This is a genomic window from Neotamlana sedimentorum, assembly GCF_000943565.1.
In the GTDB taxonomy this organism is placed as follows: Bacteria; Bacteroidota; Bacteroidia; order Flavobacteriales; family Flavobacteriaceae; genus Neotamlana; species Neotamlana sedimentorum.
The window spans coordinates 1-16,252 of record NZ_JTDW01000004.1 but is presented as its reverse complement, the minus strand read 5'-3'; the positions used below and the strand labels follow the sequence as shown (position 1 = coordinate 16,252).

Annotated in this window: 11 protein-coding genes; 1 reads left to right on the top strand and 10 read right to left on the bottom strand. The window is 34.0% G+C overall.

Going from position 1 to position 16,252, the window contains the following annotated elements:
- Positions 1 to 5 precede the first annotated feature (5 nt).
- The 10 genes from PW52_RS04980 to PW52_RS04935 form a co-directional block, all read right to left on the bottom strand.
- Positions 6 to 1,568 (bottom strand): sulfatase family protein, encoded by a 1,563-nt coding sequence (locus tag PW52_RS04980; protein WP_044631842.1) that lies wholly within the window; start codon positions 1,566 to 1,568, stop codon positions 6 to 8.
- Positions 1,569 to 1,800: 232 nt separating this feature from the next.
- A complete protein-coding gene (locus tag PW52_RS04975) occupies positions 1,801 to 2,955 on the bottom strand; it encodes an alpha/beta hydrolase family protein (RefSeq protein ID WP_165586757.1) in 1,155 nt (384 codons plus the stop codon).
- A gap of 199 nt (positions 2,956 to 3,154) precedes the next feature.
- Positions 3,155 to 4,975 carry an alpha-L-fucosidase gene (locus tag PW52_RS04970; RefSeq protein ID WP_165586756.1) on the bottom strand — a complete coding sequence of 607 codons (1,821 nt, stop codon included), beginning with the start codon at positions 4,973 to 4,975 and terminating at the stop codon, positions 3,155 to 3,157.
- Positions 4,976 to 5,001: 26 nt separating this feature from the next.
- Complete coding sequence (locus PW52_RS04965) at positions 5,002 to 6,966, bottom strand: glycoside hydrolase family 97 protein (protein WP_044631840.1); 1,965 nt, start codon at positions 6,964 to 6,966, stop codon at positions 5,002 to 5,004.
- A 113-nt stretch (positions 6,967 to 7,079) separates the two neighbouring features.
- Entirely contained in the window at positions 7,080 to 8,453 is a 1,374-nt protein-coding gene (locus PW52_RS04960) for a putative glycoside hydrolase family 15 protein (RefSeq protein ID WP_262509260.1), read from the bottom strand.
- Between the two features lie 455 nt (positions 8,454 to 8,908).
- A complete protein-coding gene (locus tag PW52_RS04955; protein ID WP_131453973.1) occupies positions 8,909 to 9,475 on the bottom strand; it encodes a hypothetical protein in 567 nt (188 codons plus the stop codon).
- A 76-nt stretch (positions 9,476 to 9,551) separates the two neighbouring features.
- Complete coding sequence (locus tag PW52_RS04950) at positions 9,552 to 9,824, bottom strand: hypothetical protein (RefSeq protein ID WP_044631837.1); 273 nt, start codon at positions 9,822 to 9,824, stop codon at positions 9,552 to 9,554.
- A 148-nt stretch (positions 9,825 to 9,972) separates the two neighbouring features.
- Positions 9,973 to 11,205, bottom strand: a complete 1,233-nt coding sequence (locus PW52_RS04945) for a putative glycoside hydrolase (RefSeq protein WP_082050837.1) — start codon at positions 11,203 to 11,205, stop codon at positions 9,973 to 9,975.
- A 36-nt stretch (positions 11,206 to 11,241) separates the two neighbouring features.
- Positions 11,242 to 12,447 carry a putative glycoside hydrolase gene (locus PW52_RS04940; RefSeq protein WP_117584364.1) on the bottom strand — a complete coding sequence of 402 codons (1,206 nt, stop codon included), beginning with the start codon at positions 12,445 to 12,447 and terminating at the stop codon, positions 11,242 to 11,244.
- Positions 12,448 to 12,476: 29 nt separating this feature from the next.
- Positions 12,477 to 13,529: a glycoside hydrolase family protein gene (locus tag PW52_RS04935; protein WP_044631836.1), complete on the bottom strand. Its 1,053-nt coding sequence runs from the start codon at positions 13,527 to 13,529 to the stop codon at positions 12,477 to 12,479.
- Positions 13,530 to 13,806: 277 nt separating this feature from the next.
- Between PW52_RS04935 and PW52_RS04930 the strand changes: the two genes are divergently transcribed.
- Complete coding sequence (locus tag PW52_RS04930) at positions 13,807 to 15,213, top strand: sulfatase-like hydrolase/transferase (RefSeq protein ID WP_044631835.1); 1,407 nt, start codon at positions 13,807 to 13,809, stop codon at positions 15,211 to 15,213.
- Positions 15,214 to 16,252 lie beyond the last annotated feature (1,039 nt).

Below are 16,252 nucleotides of genomic sequence, written 5' to 3'. Positions count from 1 at the left end.
CTTTCTTACAAATCATTCATCCATTTTAACTGAGGCCATCTTTCAGAACCATCATTCTTTTGTATGGCTCCTTCTGTACTCCTTCCGTTTAAAATAATTTGTGAAAGTTCTTTTCTATATTCTTCTAAAAGGTCAAATTTCTTATCTTGTAAATTAAGTTCTTCCCCAATATCACTACTTAAATTATATAATTGAAATTTAGGTAAACTATCAATGGATTTATCTCTTGGTCTAGGAAAACTCCAACCACCAGATCCTGGACAAAAAATAGCTTTATAATCGCCTTTTCGGTAAGCAAAGGAACCATTAATTGAATGGTGTACAATACTTTCTCTTTTTGGGAAGCTAGATTCAACACCAAGTGCAGACAGGAAACTAAAACTATCCTCAGCAAAATTATCTTTAAGCGGAACATTAAGAATATCTGCAGTAGTAGCAAAAAAATCTGTTGTACAAACCAACTGATTAGACTTTCCTGATTTTATTTTAGATGGCCAACGAACTAAATACGGAACACGGTGGCCTCCTTCAAAAATATCTGCTTTATGTCCACGAAAAACGTAACTTGGGTCATGTCCTTTAGTAGACAACTGTTCAAAATCTGCTTGATTAGAACAGCCATTATCACTTGTAAAGACAAGTATGGTATTATCTGAAATGCCTTGTTCTTCTAATGATTTCATTATTTCACCTACGATCCAATCAACCATTAAAACAAAATCGCCATACGGATTATCTAACCCACTTTTACCTTTAAATTCATCTGTAGGAAGTATAGGTGTGTGTGGTGCTGGCAAAGGCATATACACAAAAAACGGCTGGTCACTTTTAGCATTTTCATTAATAAAGTTAACTGTCTTTTTAGTAATATCTGGTAATACTTGTTCATGATTAAAATCATCTGAAGTTGGGCCTTTTCGCCACCAAGATTGTTTGCCTTTATCAACAGTTTCTTTCGTTGGAATCATAGTTGCTTTACCGTTTTCTACCCATACATAGGGAGCCATGTCCAATGACCCATTAAAACCATAACTATATTCGAATCCTCGAGTATTTGGACCATTCTTGACTGGAATAGAAAAATCTACTTTAGGTTTAGCATCCCATTTGTTTTGATTTATAGAGTCTTTTTCTAAGAAAGTCCAGTCCCAACCAAGGTGCCATTTCCCTATGTAAGCTGTACGGTATCCTTCATTTTTTAGAAATTCACCTATCGTTGTACGATCTGTCGCAATTAATGCTTTTGAATAGCCGCCTAACACTCCTTTTTTTAAAGTTGAACGCCAATTATAGCACCCAGTTAATATACCATAACGCGTTGGAGTGCATACAGCGCTACTGGTATGTGCATCTGTAAACATAACGCCTTCTTCTGCCAATTGATCTATATGAACTGTTTGTATTTTAGAATTTTTATTATAACTAGAAACATCGCCATAACCCATATCATCAGCTAAAATGAAAATAATGTTGGGTTTTTGTTCTATTTCCGATTTCTTTTGCTCGCAAGAATTAAAGGCTAATAATATAAATACTCCTAGCAAGATGCCTCTATTGATTCTATTCATTTTATTACGGATTTTATTTAGAAAACTATCAGACTCTAAAATAAATAGAAGTCCATACCACAACAAAAATACTACGAACTACATTAGAACTCTTTCTCTTATCAATCAATAAGTTTCGCTATTTCTTCAAAAGAAAATTAAAACATCAATTTGTGTGTTTTTATTATATAATTATATAGGAGCTAAATTGAACCAAATTATATGATTTCTAATAGACAATCATTACCTATAACTATAACTCAACCAAAACCGAAGAAACAACATACCCCCTCGAATCTTTTAAATTAACATAATATGTTACGGCCGAATTAGGCAATATTGCTGATACTTCATTTTTAGCATTATTAACATCAGCTGACATACTTAGCCATGGACCTGGAACTTTGTGCTTTGATTTAGGGTTTAGTTTACGATACGTTAGCTTTTCGTTTAAATAATAAACATTGGCTTCAACAATAGGAACTTCAGACTCATAAGTAAGACTAATTTTTCGCTTTGATGGTTGTTTAATAATTTTTACTAACCCTGTTTCTTTTCCTTTCAAAATATAATCTGCAAAAGCATATATTTCTGGTACTTGATTTGGGTTCCAACCCGCACCGTGCCCATGTCTCATTCCCGGATGAATAGAAAGATAAGCATGATCTTTGGTAGTTTTAAATGAATGAGAGGTAATATTAATAGAAAAATGCCCATCACTATCACCATTAACCCATAACGTCGGTACTGAGCCTTTAGAAAACTGTTGTGAAGGATCCCAAAATTTCTTTTTCTCAATGAATTCTGAAGATTTATTCCCTTGCTCTCCAAAATGCCCCAATGATTCATAGAGATAGCCTGCACCATAAACCGGAATAGCACATTTTAGTCTTGAATCTAACCCAGACAAGAGACTACTTAAAATACCACCCCATGAAATACCAGTAACACCTATTCGGTCTGCATCAATTTCTGGTAATGACTCTAGTAAGGAATGTCCTATCATAATATCGGAAACAGCATGATACATCCACTGTTCTTCTATTGGTAAATTAACGTCATCAAAACGCCCAACCCGAGAAGGCCCACTAAAATCGTGAGATAATTTCCCATTACCATTTGCATCCGGCATATGCCCTTCTAAACTCATTGAAATGGCAGCATATCCTCTATTATTCCATATTTTCACCCACTCATGAAAAGCCTTACCGCCCCCTCCATGCACCAGTACCATGGCTGGAACAGGCTTATTGCTTTTAGGAATTCCTATATAAGCAAAGACCCGAGTTGGTTTCCCTTTATAAGAAAGTGTTTCGTAAAATAGAGCTTTAATATCACCTTGATTTAAAGTGGGTTCCCAATGAATCTCCGGACTTTTATAAACACTTTGGTCTAATAATTGACTCAAATGTTTATCAATAATCTGTGCATTTAAATTAACACTAAAAAGCAAAAAACCCATTAGGGATAATACCATTAACTTACTACAGGTGCACTTAACAAATTCATTTGACTTCATCTCTCATTCATTTTTATAATTGGAACACTTATTTTTATCACTTTATTCATTATTTCCTATATAAGGATAACCATTATCATACCAAATATTATTTAACTGGTTCAAGCACCAGACCTTTGAATTTAAATTGACTTGACATACTAATGGTCTCTTTAGGGTATGCAGAAATTTTGATGACTCCTTTCTGATTAATTTGAATGTTTCCATGACTTTTTAAGGTCATTTCTCCCATATTCCCTTTTGGTTCTATATCCAAGGTATCTGAAGGTGTTCGCAACTCAAAAACATAATCGTCATTGCCGTTGTCTTCACTTAAGACCTTATATATCCCAGGTTTCGTGATATTTACTGTCCAAACCAAACCTTGTTTGGTATTCTCCCCCCAGCGGTGAGTTACGTGTTCTTCGTAATTATAGCTTATCCGTCTTATGGCAAATTCGCATTTTGCTACGGGAAGTTTAATAATACCATCTGCTACTTGTTGGAGAATTTCATTGTGGACCTTAGCATTATAGTCTTCAATTTCCAATACTACAACAGTTACCCTTGGCTGCTTAAGTTCTTCTGGAATTATGACACTCAATTTTTCACCAGTCTGGTTAAGTGCTAATGATAGCTTTGACTTATCCGCCAAACAATAGGCTTTATTAACCTTAGATAAAAGACCAGTAAGATTGACCTTATTTCCTTCCATATCCTTTATATGAAGGTATATTTTACCTGGCTTACTAGTAATGGCGTAAGGTGGAAACTTTAACGGGCTCGGGTCAGCTCCATAAATAGCTTCACCATTTACTTCTAACCAGTCACCAATGGCTGTAATACTGTTAACCTGCGATTGTGGTATCGTCCCATCTGGTCGTGGAGCTAGGTTTAATAAGTAAACCCCTCCGTTGCCCACAATTCGGCATAGACTATAAATAAAATCACTGTATTCCTCCGAACGGTCATTTTCACCACCATAAGAAGTATAGCCCCAGCCCCGTTGGGTAACAGATTCATGGGTTTGCCATGGTACTTTTAAATCGGGTAGCCATGTCGCTTTGCTCACACTAGGTGTTTTTCCATTATCTATGGAAACATCAAAATGACCAAAACCCTGTCCTAATCTAGAGTTGACCAATGCCCCTGGCTGGTTCTCTTTTACAACATCCATCATTAGCTGACACTTTTCGTCATCCATTTGAATAGGTGTATCAAACCAGACCATAAAAATGTCGCCATAATTCGTGGTGAGTTCTTTTACTTGTTCAACTGCTTTTTCTTTGAAATAAGCATCAAATTTATCTTGAGGTTTAATTCTAGAACCAAAATCCCAACTATTACCAGCACCACCTTCTTCATGCCAATCTTGGCTCTGAGAATAATAGAATCCTAGTTTCATATTTCGTTCTGCACATTCATCTGATAATTCCTTTAAAACATCTCGTCCAAAACCAGCAAAATCCAACAAATTATATGGATGTTTAGAATCGTACATTGCAAAACCATCATGATGTTTGGCAGTAAGCACTATGAATTTCATGCCTGCGTTTTCAGCAATATCTACCCAATCTGAAGCATTAAATTTATCAGGTTTAAATAAACCCGCGGCATATTTTTCATAATCATTTACGGAGATTTTTGCGTTGTGCATAATCCATTCAGCTGAAACCTCTTCATCATTCCAGACGCCTTCAAGTTGCGCATAAGGCCCCCAATGAACAAACATTCCAAATTTGTCTTCATATAATTTCTTCATATTCACCCTAATTTCTGGTGTATAGGCAGATGTGTCTGTTTTACCAAAATCAACTTTCCCAGAAGTGTCGGTTATATAATCTACCGAATTCGTTTCCACTTGTTGATTTTTACAACCAAGTACAACTAGACAACAAATGCTAACTGTTAAAATTGTAATTCTCTTCAATAAATACATTGTCTTGTTTTATGTCTTTATTTAATGTCTTGAATTGAGATTATTGCTACCCATCCGCCACCAGCGGACATTTCTGCAGTAATTTTTGAATTCTGATTTACTTCTATCACGTCTATTTTATAGTCTTCTGCAAATCGGTCTGCATTTATACCATCTTTAAACACCTCCATTTTAAAGTTTCCTTCTTTCAAAAAAGAGAAATCCATTTCTAATTTTCTTGGAGTCCAATCAGTCATTGCTCCAATATACCATTTATGCCCTTTTCTTCTGGCTACTGCAATATAATCACCAATTTTTCCGTGTATCACGATGGTCTCATCCCATATTGTTGGAATTTGTGAGATAAAATCAACCGTTTCTTGTTCTTCGTAATATTTAGAAGGGGAATCGCAAAGCATCTGTAGCGGTGCTTCATAAACTACATACATAGCTACTTGATGTGCACGTGTACCAAGACTCATAGGACGCTCAAAGTTGACATGAAAATTGGCATCTTGCCTATTAATCATAGCTCCTGGTGTATAGTCCATGGGGCCCGCAGCCATTCTAATGAAAGGAATGGTTACATTGTGTTCAGGTGTTATACCTTTATTAAATTTATTGTTTTCGCTTCCCTTAACACCTTCGTAGTTAACAACATTCGGATAGGCTCTTCTTAAACCTGAAGGTTTGAATGCTCCGTGAAAATCAACCAACAACTCAAGTCTTGCACATTCCTTAGCTATTCTCTCATACGAGTTAACCATATATTGGTCATTACGTTGCATAAAGTCTACTTTAATTCCTTTTGCTCCCCAATTCTTGTAAGTTTCAAGTATTTGAACAAGGTTTGCATCCAATGGCTTCCAAAGAACCCACAGAATAATTTCTACATTTTTTTCTTTTCCATACCTGATCAACTCAGGCACATCTATATCAGCATTAAAATCAAGGATTTTAGTGGTTGATTTAGTCCAACCTTCATCAAGTATTACGTATTCAATATTATTAGACGAAGCAAAATCAATATAATATTTATAAGTAGCTGTGTTCAGACCAGATTTGAAATCAACTCCATAAATGTTATTAGCATTGTACCAATCCCATGCAACTTTACCTGGTTTAATCCATTCTGTATTCTTAATAGCCAAAGGTTTGGACAATTGGAAAGTTAGGTTGCTCTCTACAAATGTTCGGTCATCATCACTTATCATAAAAACTCTCCAAGGATAGTCTCTTTTTCCTGATACTTTAGCAATATAATCAGCTTCTTTGGTAATGGTTTGATGACGATCTTGTTTTTTTTTAGTGTCTATTTCAAGAACATATTTAGGATGGATAGCATCCATAGTAGTGTTTCCATTTCCTTTTACAAACATTCCAGGGTAATCATGAAGTGCTGTTTCGGTAAACAAAACTTTTGCGTTATCTGTAGTAAAAACTACTGGCAAACTGCAAAATTCATCAGACACTATTTCAAATAATGATTTTTTTAAATAGCGACGTTCATTATGTGAATACATTTTGTTTTCTTTTGGAAAAAAGGATCTTGCTCCCTCAGGAAAAGTTAACAACATTTCTTCCTCCATTACATCTCGGTTACTGGTGCTTTCATCAACAAATTGGTACGCCACCCCGTCATTGTATGCGCGAAATTCGAGCTGATATTTTCCCTTGAATGTAAGTGTTAATTGAACAAACTCATCCTTAATTACAGCATCTTTATGAGGTACTACAGGAGTAATTGTTGACGAAAACTCTTTTATTTTATGATGTTTAACTTGTGAATTCACTCCAAAATCTTGTCCTGAAGAGAAATCCATTCCTACTTTAGCTTCTTTAATAATTACATTTTCATTAAGAGAGACAGACCAGGAGATCCCACCATTAATCATTACCTGTAATTGGATGTTTTCATTCGGAGAATTAATTTCAAAAGTTTGAGAATAAGTTTGCTGTACCATTATAAACATGGTAAGTAAGATGAATGTTGTTTTTTTCATTGTTGTAAAATTCATTTTTTTGAATAAAATTGTCTATTTCTTATTCTTTATTTTTCTCTTTTTTCTCATAAATTAATACAACAGAAAGCTCTATTATTCATGTTTTCACTATTCTATTTAACAATTAGGTAAGTGTTTAAATGTCCTGATTTAAGGATATAAATACCTTTACTGAGACGATTTTGAAAACCAAATAATTTCCATCTATTATATTTCCTTCCGTCAGCGCCAGTATATGTATTTACATACGAAAAATTTTGACTTATTACTTGGCCATTAAGGTTGAAAAGTTTAATATCCTTTTGATCAAGTGGAACGCCTTGAATAATCACCTCATAAGTATCTTGGTTAATCACATTAGGAACAACCTTTAACTGATGGTCTTCTAAGTTTAATGAAGCCACACCTAAAGATTTTAATTCCCAATCTATCTTGGCTAAACCATTAGCCGCATCAAGCCAAACTGAAGCGTGTTTAAATTCTCGGGTCCATATATCTCCATTTCGGACAGCAGCACCAAGAGGTTCACCTAAAGGGTATTTAAATTCTGGAAACGGGGGGATTGTTCTAAATAGATCTTTTCCAGCATCATCAGCAACGGGAGTGCTTTGATAGGCCATGTAAGAATACTCGTTAGCTCCTAAAAGAAATATAGCGAGTCTAAATTCAAAATACGCATACAGCTCAGCCAAATCATCCTTTTCCGTTTGGTTAGGTAAGGAGCTATAAAACTCTGGCATTGCATCCGAAGCTTTTGTTCGCATTTCTTCAATGGTAAGTGTTGGTGCAGGTGTGGGTTTTTCAATTGACATATTAAAAAAAGTCATTTTACCGTCTTCGCTAATGGTCTTATAAAGTTCAATACCCGTATTAAGGTGTTTTATATAACTATCCCCATAACGTTCAAAATTCTCTATATAATTACAATGAGCATAATCCTTCACATAACTATAGTTTCCATCAGGTAGAAACCATGGTTTTAAAAGATTACCAGTTATAATCATTTTATCGGCAAATTCATCACGAATTGAAGCTAATAAGGGTTTTAAATAATCTTCAGTATAGCTATTATCATAATAAGGATCTTCTCCAATTTCGTTTCCCCAATAGTCATATCCACCGCGCGAAACTCCCTGCCCAATTCGAATGGCATCAGTTAATGCATCAACAAATAGCGCATTACCAGGAACCTGATAATCTATTTCTGTGTGCATTTCACTTATCCACCATTCCTGTAAATTTTTACCAGAATATTCTGTACTGTCATTTCGCAAGTTGTAATATGGATACGTAGGATCAAGATAGATATTAGGCGATCCCCCAGCATTATGCATAAACCACTCTGGTACATTTGTAAATATAGCATCCTTTCCTTCGTAGTGTTTTGTCAAATTTTTATAAGCAAATCTATAAATCCTATTGGGATAAGGGATTGTAAAATCTTCTCTAGAGCTCTGCGTGAGATTACTTTGAAGCTGAATAAACATACAGTTTTTAGCAATAATATCAACAGCCTCACTCGGGAAAGGGGGATCATGACGATAACGTATCAAAACTCCTCGCTGAACTTTATCCCAAGTATAGGTATCGAGATGAGATAAATGCTGAGGCAAATAATCCATAAAATCGGTTTGTGATCTAGAAATATGTGTACATAAAATAGCTATAAGTGTAATAGCGTGTTTTAGTCTCAATAAATGTAAATATCTTTTCATAATTTAAAATTTCGAGTTTTTTTGTTTTTGTTATAGAATTCAGTAATTAGTTATTGTCTATTTCTTAGAAGTTATTTTATCCATATTTACCCCTAATATTTGTATTATTTTTAATCTTGTGCTCCAAAAAAAGAATAATCCTTAAGCCTTTTGTTTTGCAATATGAATTTTACATCTACTTCAGATTGTTCCATTTGACCAAACCCCATCGGGTGTGGAGCTGGTGATTATGTATTTATTTTCGGAACCTCAAGTAAGGCATCAAGCATATTGTACAATATTGGCATCGCATCAGCTCCCCAAACAGCTTCTACATTCTTACAGGCATCAATAAAACCCCCTTCAAGTACGGTATTATTTACCTGATCTTGGGGAACAGTAACCCACCAGTCTGGAAAATCGGCGTTCTCATAATTAAATTTCTCGTTGAAAGCCACAAAAGATGGATTCTCAGCAAGAGCCGTTGTAATACTTTCATAAATATCGGCGTAAACAATATTGGAATTCCAGTAGAATAAAGGTCTGCAAACTGGATTATTCACTTTAATTTCCTGTGCCGCAATTCCACATGCATATTCTAAAGTCGGATTTCCATAAATATTACGGGCATGACGTATCTCGATAGTGAATAAATAGTTATGATTAGCGATAAAATCATATTCTGCATCTATAAATCCATTTATGTTATAGGCATATCCATACAGGCAAAGGGAAGACCAATCTCCAGGCTCTACAACTTGAGCCTTAGCAACCATAGAAATGAAAACTAAGGAGAATGATAAATGTGTTATCATGTTTAAATTCATAATATTGTTTATTTCATTTTTTGTATCCCCTTTTTTGACATATTTAATGTTTCAATCCCTAATTCTAAAGCTGGACTTTTTTTTTAAAAAAAATAAATTCCACGCCTGCAGTAATAGCAAACATTAGATTAATTAAAACACTTGCTGGCTCTTTGCAAACAGCACGCATTTTACGGAAAAGTACTTCCATCCAATCTGGATTTGATGGATGATAGAAGAGATTAAAATCCATATCTGTTTTCAAAACTATGGAATGACCATCCTCACTTCTTATGATAGGTCTTTCTCCATGTGCATTTCCTCCATTAGGCTGTAAAACAATAATATCGTTATGCAAGTTTTTAGTCTTTTACGCTAAACCACTCAAAACTTGCATATCCCCATTATGGAGAAACAAGTTGCGTAACTATAAATTATGTTTCAATAAATACTCTTTTTATTAGTTTATCTACGTTTTCAAATGAGTTATAACAGGTTTAGCTAAATTATTTCCATGAAACTTTGCCTTCCTTAGTCTCTGTATTTACCCAAACAGAAGCGTTCTCGAATTCTCGAGTAAATTCCCAGCCATTTTCTATAACACGTTTATATGCTCCTTTTGGCAGTCCAAGTGGCTTATTTAACTCAGGGTAATCTACCAAAGGCCCTTTCCATAATCTCCATCCCCAACCATATTGAAAATAAGCATAAGGTTGCGCCCCAATAAGATAGCAGGCGTGATAATATTCTAATCGTTCTTTCGATAGTTGCTCTAAAGCATTTTCTTTTTCTGACCCACTTAAGCCTTCGATAGATACATCATTTTCCACTTCTACACCAAAACGGTATATTGATATTTTTCCAGCTTTTGCTATTCTTAACATATCATCCCATTCTTTTAATAAATTTTCTTTACTATTCGTAACAGTTTCACTATAGTGCTCGAACATCGTAGCATCAATTACAGGAAATACATCCTCTAATCTAGCGGCATTGTTTCCTAGCAAGATTTTATCTGCTCCTAATTTTTCTTTTAGACTAGCCATCATTTCTCCCATAGTTAATTTAACCTCTTCGGCCTTATCATTTCGAAGCCAAGAAAAGCCATGCATTTGATCAATAAAAACACCATCGGCACCAGAAAATGTAACTCCAGAAACCACGGTTTCTACCCACCATCTCCGAAAATCTGGATTCAAAACATCAAAGAAAAATATATTATTTCTGTGCTCTAATTCTCCTGTCTCCTCGTTTATAATTAGAAACTTTTTAAGTTCAGGGTAATCATCAATTTTATTTGTTGTAAAGTTTTCATTGTATGAAGTGAAAGGCCATGCATAAGCTGAATTAAAGTAATAAAGCACTTTTATATCTGGTTTAATTTGTTTGAAAGCGGCTACCTCATGTTTTGCTCCCATTTCAGCATAGCCAAGTTCTTTCCAAGCATGATCTTTTTCTAAACAGATAAAGTCGGATTTTTCAGAAATAATACTTATCTCTGATGGTGTAAGTGTTCTAGACCCATCTCCAAACATGCAATATTGAGGTGTTACACTCCAGCTAAACTTAGGATAAAAATCCTTTGGTTCAAATAAAGTTCCATCACTTATTGTTAACTCGGTAACTACTTCTTCATCTATTACTTCTTTAGGTTCATCATTATTAGAACAAGAAAAGAAGATAAAAACTAAATTTAAGACTAAAAAAAACTGTCTTTTAAAAACCGAATTTAATTCCATAATTATATTACTTAGTAAAATTTAATTTTTATAAAACTATTTCCATGTTATTTTGGCTTCTTGAATCTCTGTATTTACCCAAACACTTGCATGTTCAAATTCCCGAGTAAACTCCCATCCATTATCTACAACACGATTATATGCTCCCTTTGGTGCTCCTAGTGGCTTCATTAATTCAGGATAGTCTACCAAAGGCCCAGTATTTAAACGCCAACCCCAACCGTATTGGAAGTAAGAATATGGCTGTGCTCCTATTAAGTAACATGCTTGGTAGTACTCTAAACGTTCTTTTGACAATCCTTTAAGAGACGCACCTCTTGATCCCTTTATTAATGTTTGGCTTGCCTCTTCTTTTTCAGCCTCAACACCTATTCTAAAAATAGACATTTTACCTGCTTTGGCATTTGCTAACATGTATCCCCATTCTTTAAGTAGGTTTTCTTTACTTAATTTTTTGCTATTATAATGCTCAAACATAGCTGCATCTATTGCAGGAAAAACATCTTTTACGCCAGATGCATTATTACCTAACAATATCTTTTCTGGTCCAATAGCTTTTTTTAAATTCATCATCATCATACCCATTGCCTTTTCAACTTCCTTCTTTTGAGAATTACGAAGCCAAACAAAACCATGCATTTGATCAATAAAAACACCATCGGCTCCAGAGTCTATTACTCCTTGTGCAACTGTCTTAACCCACCACGCTCTAAAGTCTGGGTTTAAAACATCAAAACAGAATGTATTTCTTCTATGTTTAAGCTCCCCTGTTTCTTTATCAACCAATATAAATTTCTTCAACTCTGGATAATCATCAATTTTACTTCTTGTGAAATTCTCATTATACGACGTGAATGGCCATGCGTAAGCTGAGTTAAAGTAGTACAAGGCTTTTATCTCTGGGTTTAAAGCTTTAAAAGCAGCTATTTCCTTTTTAGCACCAATTTCAGCATATCCAACTGCTCTATGGGCATGATGTTTTTCAATACAAATAAAATTTGTTTTAGCAGCTATTGTTTTCACTTCCTTAGAACTCAATAATCTAGTACCATCACCAAACATGCAATATTGAGGAGTAACTTCCCAATTAAAACTAGGGTAAGAATTATGAGGAATAAACTCAGAGCCGTCACTTATGAGAAATTGAACCTTTTTATTCGTTAAATTAGAACTTACATTTTTTTTAGAGGTACCGCAAGACAATACTAAAATTGCCATTATTATTAAACTTATCTGTTTCATTAATTATTTGAATTTGTTATTTATTTAAATTAATTCGGAATCCATCCATCAATTTTCACAAAAAAACCTGCTGAGGGGTCTTCATCATGACAAGCAAGGAAAAGATATTCAGGCTCTCCGTTTTTCCATAAAATATGAGGACGTTCTGTGCGTGCAAGTTTATCACCAAAGTATTGCTCATTCGTATTATAACCAACCTCGGGTTCTCCCCAGTTTATTCCATCTTTTGATTTATAAATAAGACCTGGACGATTTCCGCCGGGTTTTATTTCTTTCTGAGGAATAGGATTACCTTCTAACATATTTTTCACTCCCTTTCTATCTTCCACAATCATATAGTACATGTCTTTATAGTAAAAGGCGTAGCAATCTTCAATATCCAATTCTTCATTAGCATAAGAAATAAGTGGATTTTTTGAATAATTTTCATAAGGCCCTTCGATGTTATCGCTTAATGCTAAAGAAATTTCACGATGTTGTTTTGGTTTATAAGCATCTGTGATTGATTTATAATAAATTCTAAATTTTCCTTCTTTGTCTTTTAAAAAAGTAGGATTAGATGCATGTATAATATTTGTGTTATCCCCTTGTTTTCCCGATGCTTTAATAATAGGATTATGTGGGCTTTCAGTCCATGGACCGTCCAACGATTTAGATGTTGCTATTCCAATTTCTTGATTTATACCTGGGGTTTCTCTGTTTTTTAATAAGTAAACAAGCACGTAAGTATCATCTACTTGAGATATTTGTGGATTATGATACGTATGGGTTTTGCTGGCAAATGTGGTATCTATAAAAGTATAGGGTCCTTCTGGAGAATTTGCGGTGTAATGCACAATCTTACTATCCTTACTCCAATTACCCTCATTTGGAATAGCAGACATAAACACATGTAGCTTTTCAGAGCTATCATATATTGGAGCCATACACCAATGCCACCAACCTTCTGGAGCATCTAGAATATAATCTCCTGGAACATGAGATTCGCAAAAAGCAGATTTTTTTATAATTCGTTCGTTCTTACAGGAAGCAAATAAAAAAATAACGCCTAGTATTAGTAAAGCCTTAATGTAAAATTTCATGGTTTCATATTTGAGTGTAAATTTCATGAAATACCAAGCTTTTGTGTTTCTCTATTTACCCATTTTATTGCTTATTTAATGCAAGGAGCATAAAACCGATACTAAATCAAATCATTGAATTTCATGCCTTGTTTAAAAATCAATGATATTTAGGAGTCAAAATTTGGCTCAATATCTTAAGTACAACTCTAATTATGATTGATTTGAGAATAAACTAAATCTAAATGAGCAAGTGTTTAATTTTTTATTTAAATATTTTTACACAAAATTACTTCTTATGAAAACCGTAAATCTAATTACATCTTTATTATTTACTATTATACTTGCGCATAGTTGCAAAACCAATGGCAACAATAAACCAATTGAAAACAAAGAAACGCCACCTAATATCATTTTTATATTCGCCGATGATTGGGGCTATAGTGATTTAGGAGTTCATGCGAGTTCATTTTGTAAAACGCCTAATCTTGATAAAATGGCAGCAGAGGGAATTGATTTTCAAAATTTCTCTGTAGTCAATCCTGTTTGTTCTCCTAGTAGAGTTGGAGTCATGACTGGTCAATTTCCCGCAAGACATAATGTACATGGTCATTTTGCATCTGTTGAATCTCATATCAAAAGAGGCATGCCAGATTGGTTAGACCCAAAGGCACCTTCTCTGCCCCGTATGCTTAAAAATGCTGGATATACTACTGCACATTTTGGAAAATGGCACTTATCTAACACACATGTTGCCGATGCGCCTTCTCCCTTGGAATATGGCTACGATGAGTATGGAGCGTTTAATTTACCAAGTAATTTACATCAAATGCACGTTGATTCTACATTATATAAAACTATAGATTTTGCAAAACGCCATAAAGACCAACCGTTCTTTATAAATGCTTGGATTCATGCTACGCATACACCTCATTATCCAAAGGAAAAATATATGAATCAATTTTCTCATTTAAGTGAACAGCAACAAGTTTACGCGGCAGTTGTGGCAGAGTATGATGAACGTATTGGTGAATTGTTTAAGACTTTAAAAGATTTAGGTATTGATAATAACACACTAGTGCTGTTTTCATCAGATAATGGTCCAGAAATAACAGGAACCAAACTTAAAACTGATGATAATTCTACGGGGCCAGGTTTAGGGACTTATTATTCTGTTGGGGAAGCGAAAGAATTAAAAGGAGAGAAACGCTCGTTATTTGCAGGCGGTGTTCGGATACCATTCATTGCTAGATGGCCAGAAACTATACCATCAGGAATTGTAGATAAAACAACAGAATTATCAACAGTTGATTTATTACCTACTTTTTTAAATTTAGCTCAAACCGATTTACCAGATGGTTACCAAACAGATGGTGTTAATATTGCAAAGGCGCTAAAAGGTAAAGCGTTTAAACGTGATAAAGCAATTTATTGGAATTGGTTGTATGCTTCAAAAAGGCCAGGTTTTTGGCCCTCAGCTGCTATTCAAGAAGATAACTGGAAACTTTTAACAAACACCAAACTTGGAAAAACAGAATTATATAATATTAATTTGGACTGGGCGGAGCAAAATGATGTCTCAAATAAGAATCCACAAAAAGTTAGTGAACTGTTGAAAAAACTAGAAATTTTCGAAAAGACATTACCAAAAAACCCACCATCAGATTGTTTTTCTAAAAAGAGGTTTGAAATCCAATTGAATTAATTTTATTCAAAATGCTTTTTTAAAAGCGGGTGGTTAAAAGTAAAAGCTTTAGCTTCTTAAAAGAATTTAATTATTATGCAATATATAGTCATTGGGATTCTTTTCCTGCCTAAGTAAAAACCTCACCTTTTACTGGGGTATTATAAACTCCAAAGTTAACTGTTTGAGTTCCTCAACCCAAAGTATTAGGAACGATTGCTGTTTCGTACGCTATATTTCTTACTGAACCCCAATCTGGAGCCCCATCAGGTAAAGCTAGAATATAACTACCATTCAAAAGTATCACCAGTTGAGACTCCGCTAAAGTCAAAGGTTAAATCTACTTTCGTTGTGGTTGGCGTGATAGTAGTTTCAAAACCAGATTAGACAACGTTTGTGCTTTAATAGTAGCAAAAGTAAATGTCAAAATAATTAATAATAGTAATTTTTACTTCATAATATTTAAGTTTTAGAGCCCTCTCTTTTTGATTTATTGTTAACGCTTAAATTATTAATTAAACTAAAATTATTTATGGACATAGAAAAAAATGTAACAAATTAACCAAGAATTAATACAAGTGGGGCGAAAAGCTATCATTGAAACTACAGTTATAAGATTTAACAATTTCGATTTCAATGACTTTTACAAAGCTAATACACATATATAATATTTATGTAAGAATATGAAGTTTCATGGAATTACAATATAATAATAAAGTTAGGAAATTAACGAGATTACAACTCAATACTTAAACCACTATTTTGGAACAAAACTGCATGTTACTATTTAAATGAAGCAGTATATGTATCAAACCTGCATATTGAATTATTAATTCCAAAACAAATTATAGTAAATAGATTAACAACTTAGATTATTTTAACTAACCTCACTACCGATGTATATTTGATAGTAGTGGAACTGGACTCGAACTATTAAAAATCAGTTAATTAGTTTCAAAACCTTCAATTAGTTATAAACCTAAAAAAACATCAATAACAGAACAAAATAATAATTTTTGATATTATATATTTTGTATATCCGTAAACACTAATAATTTAT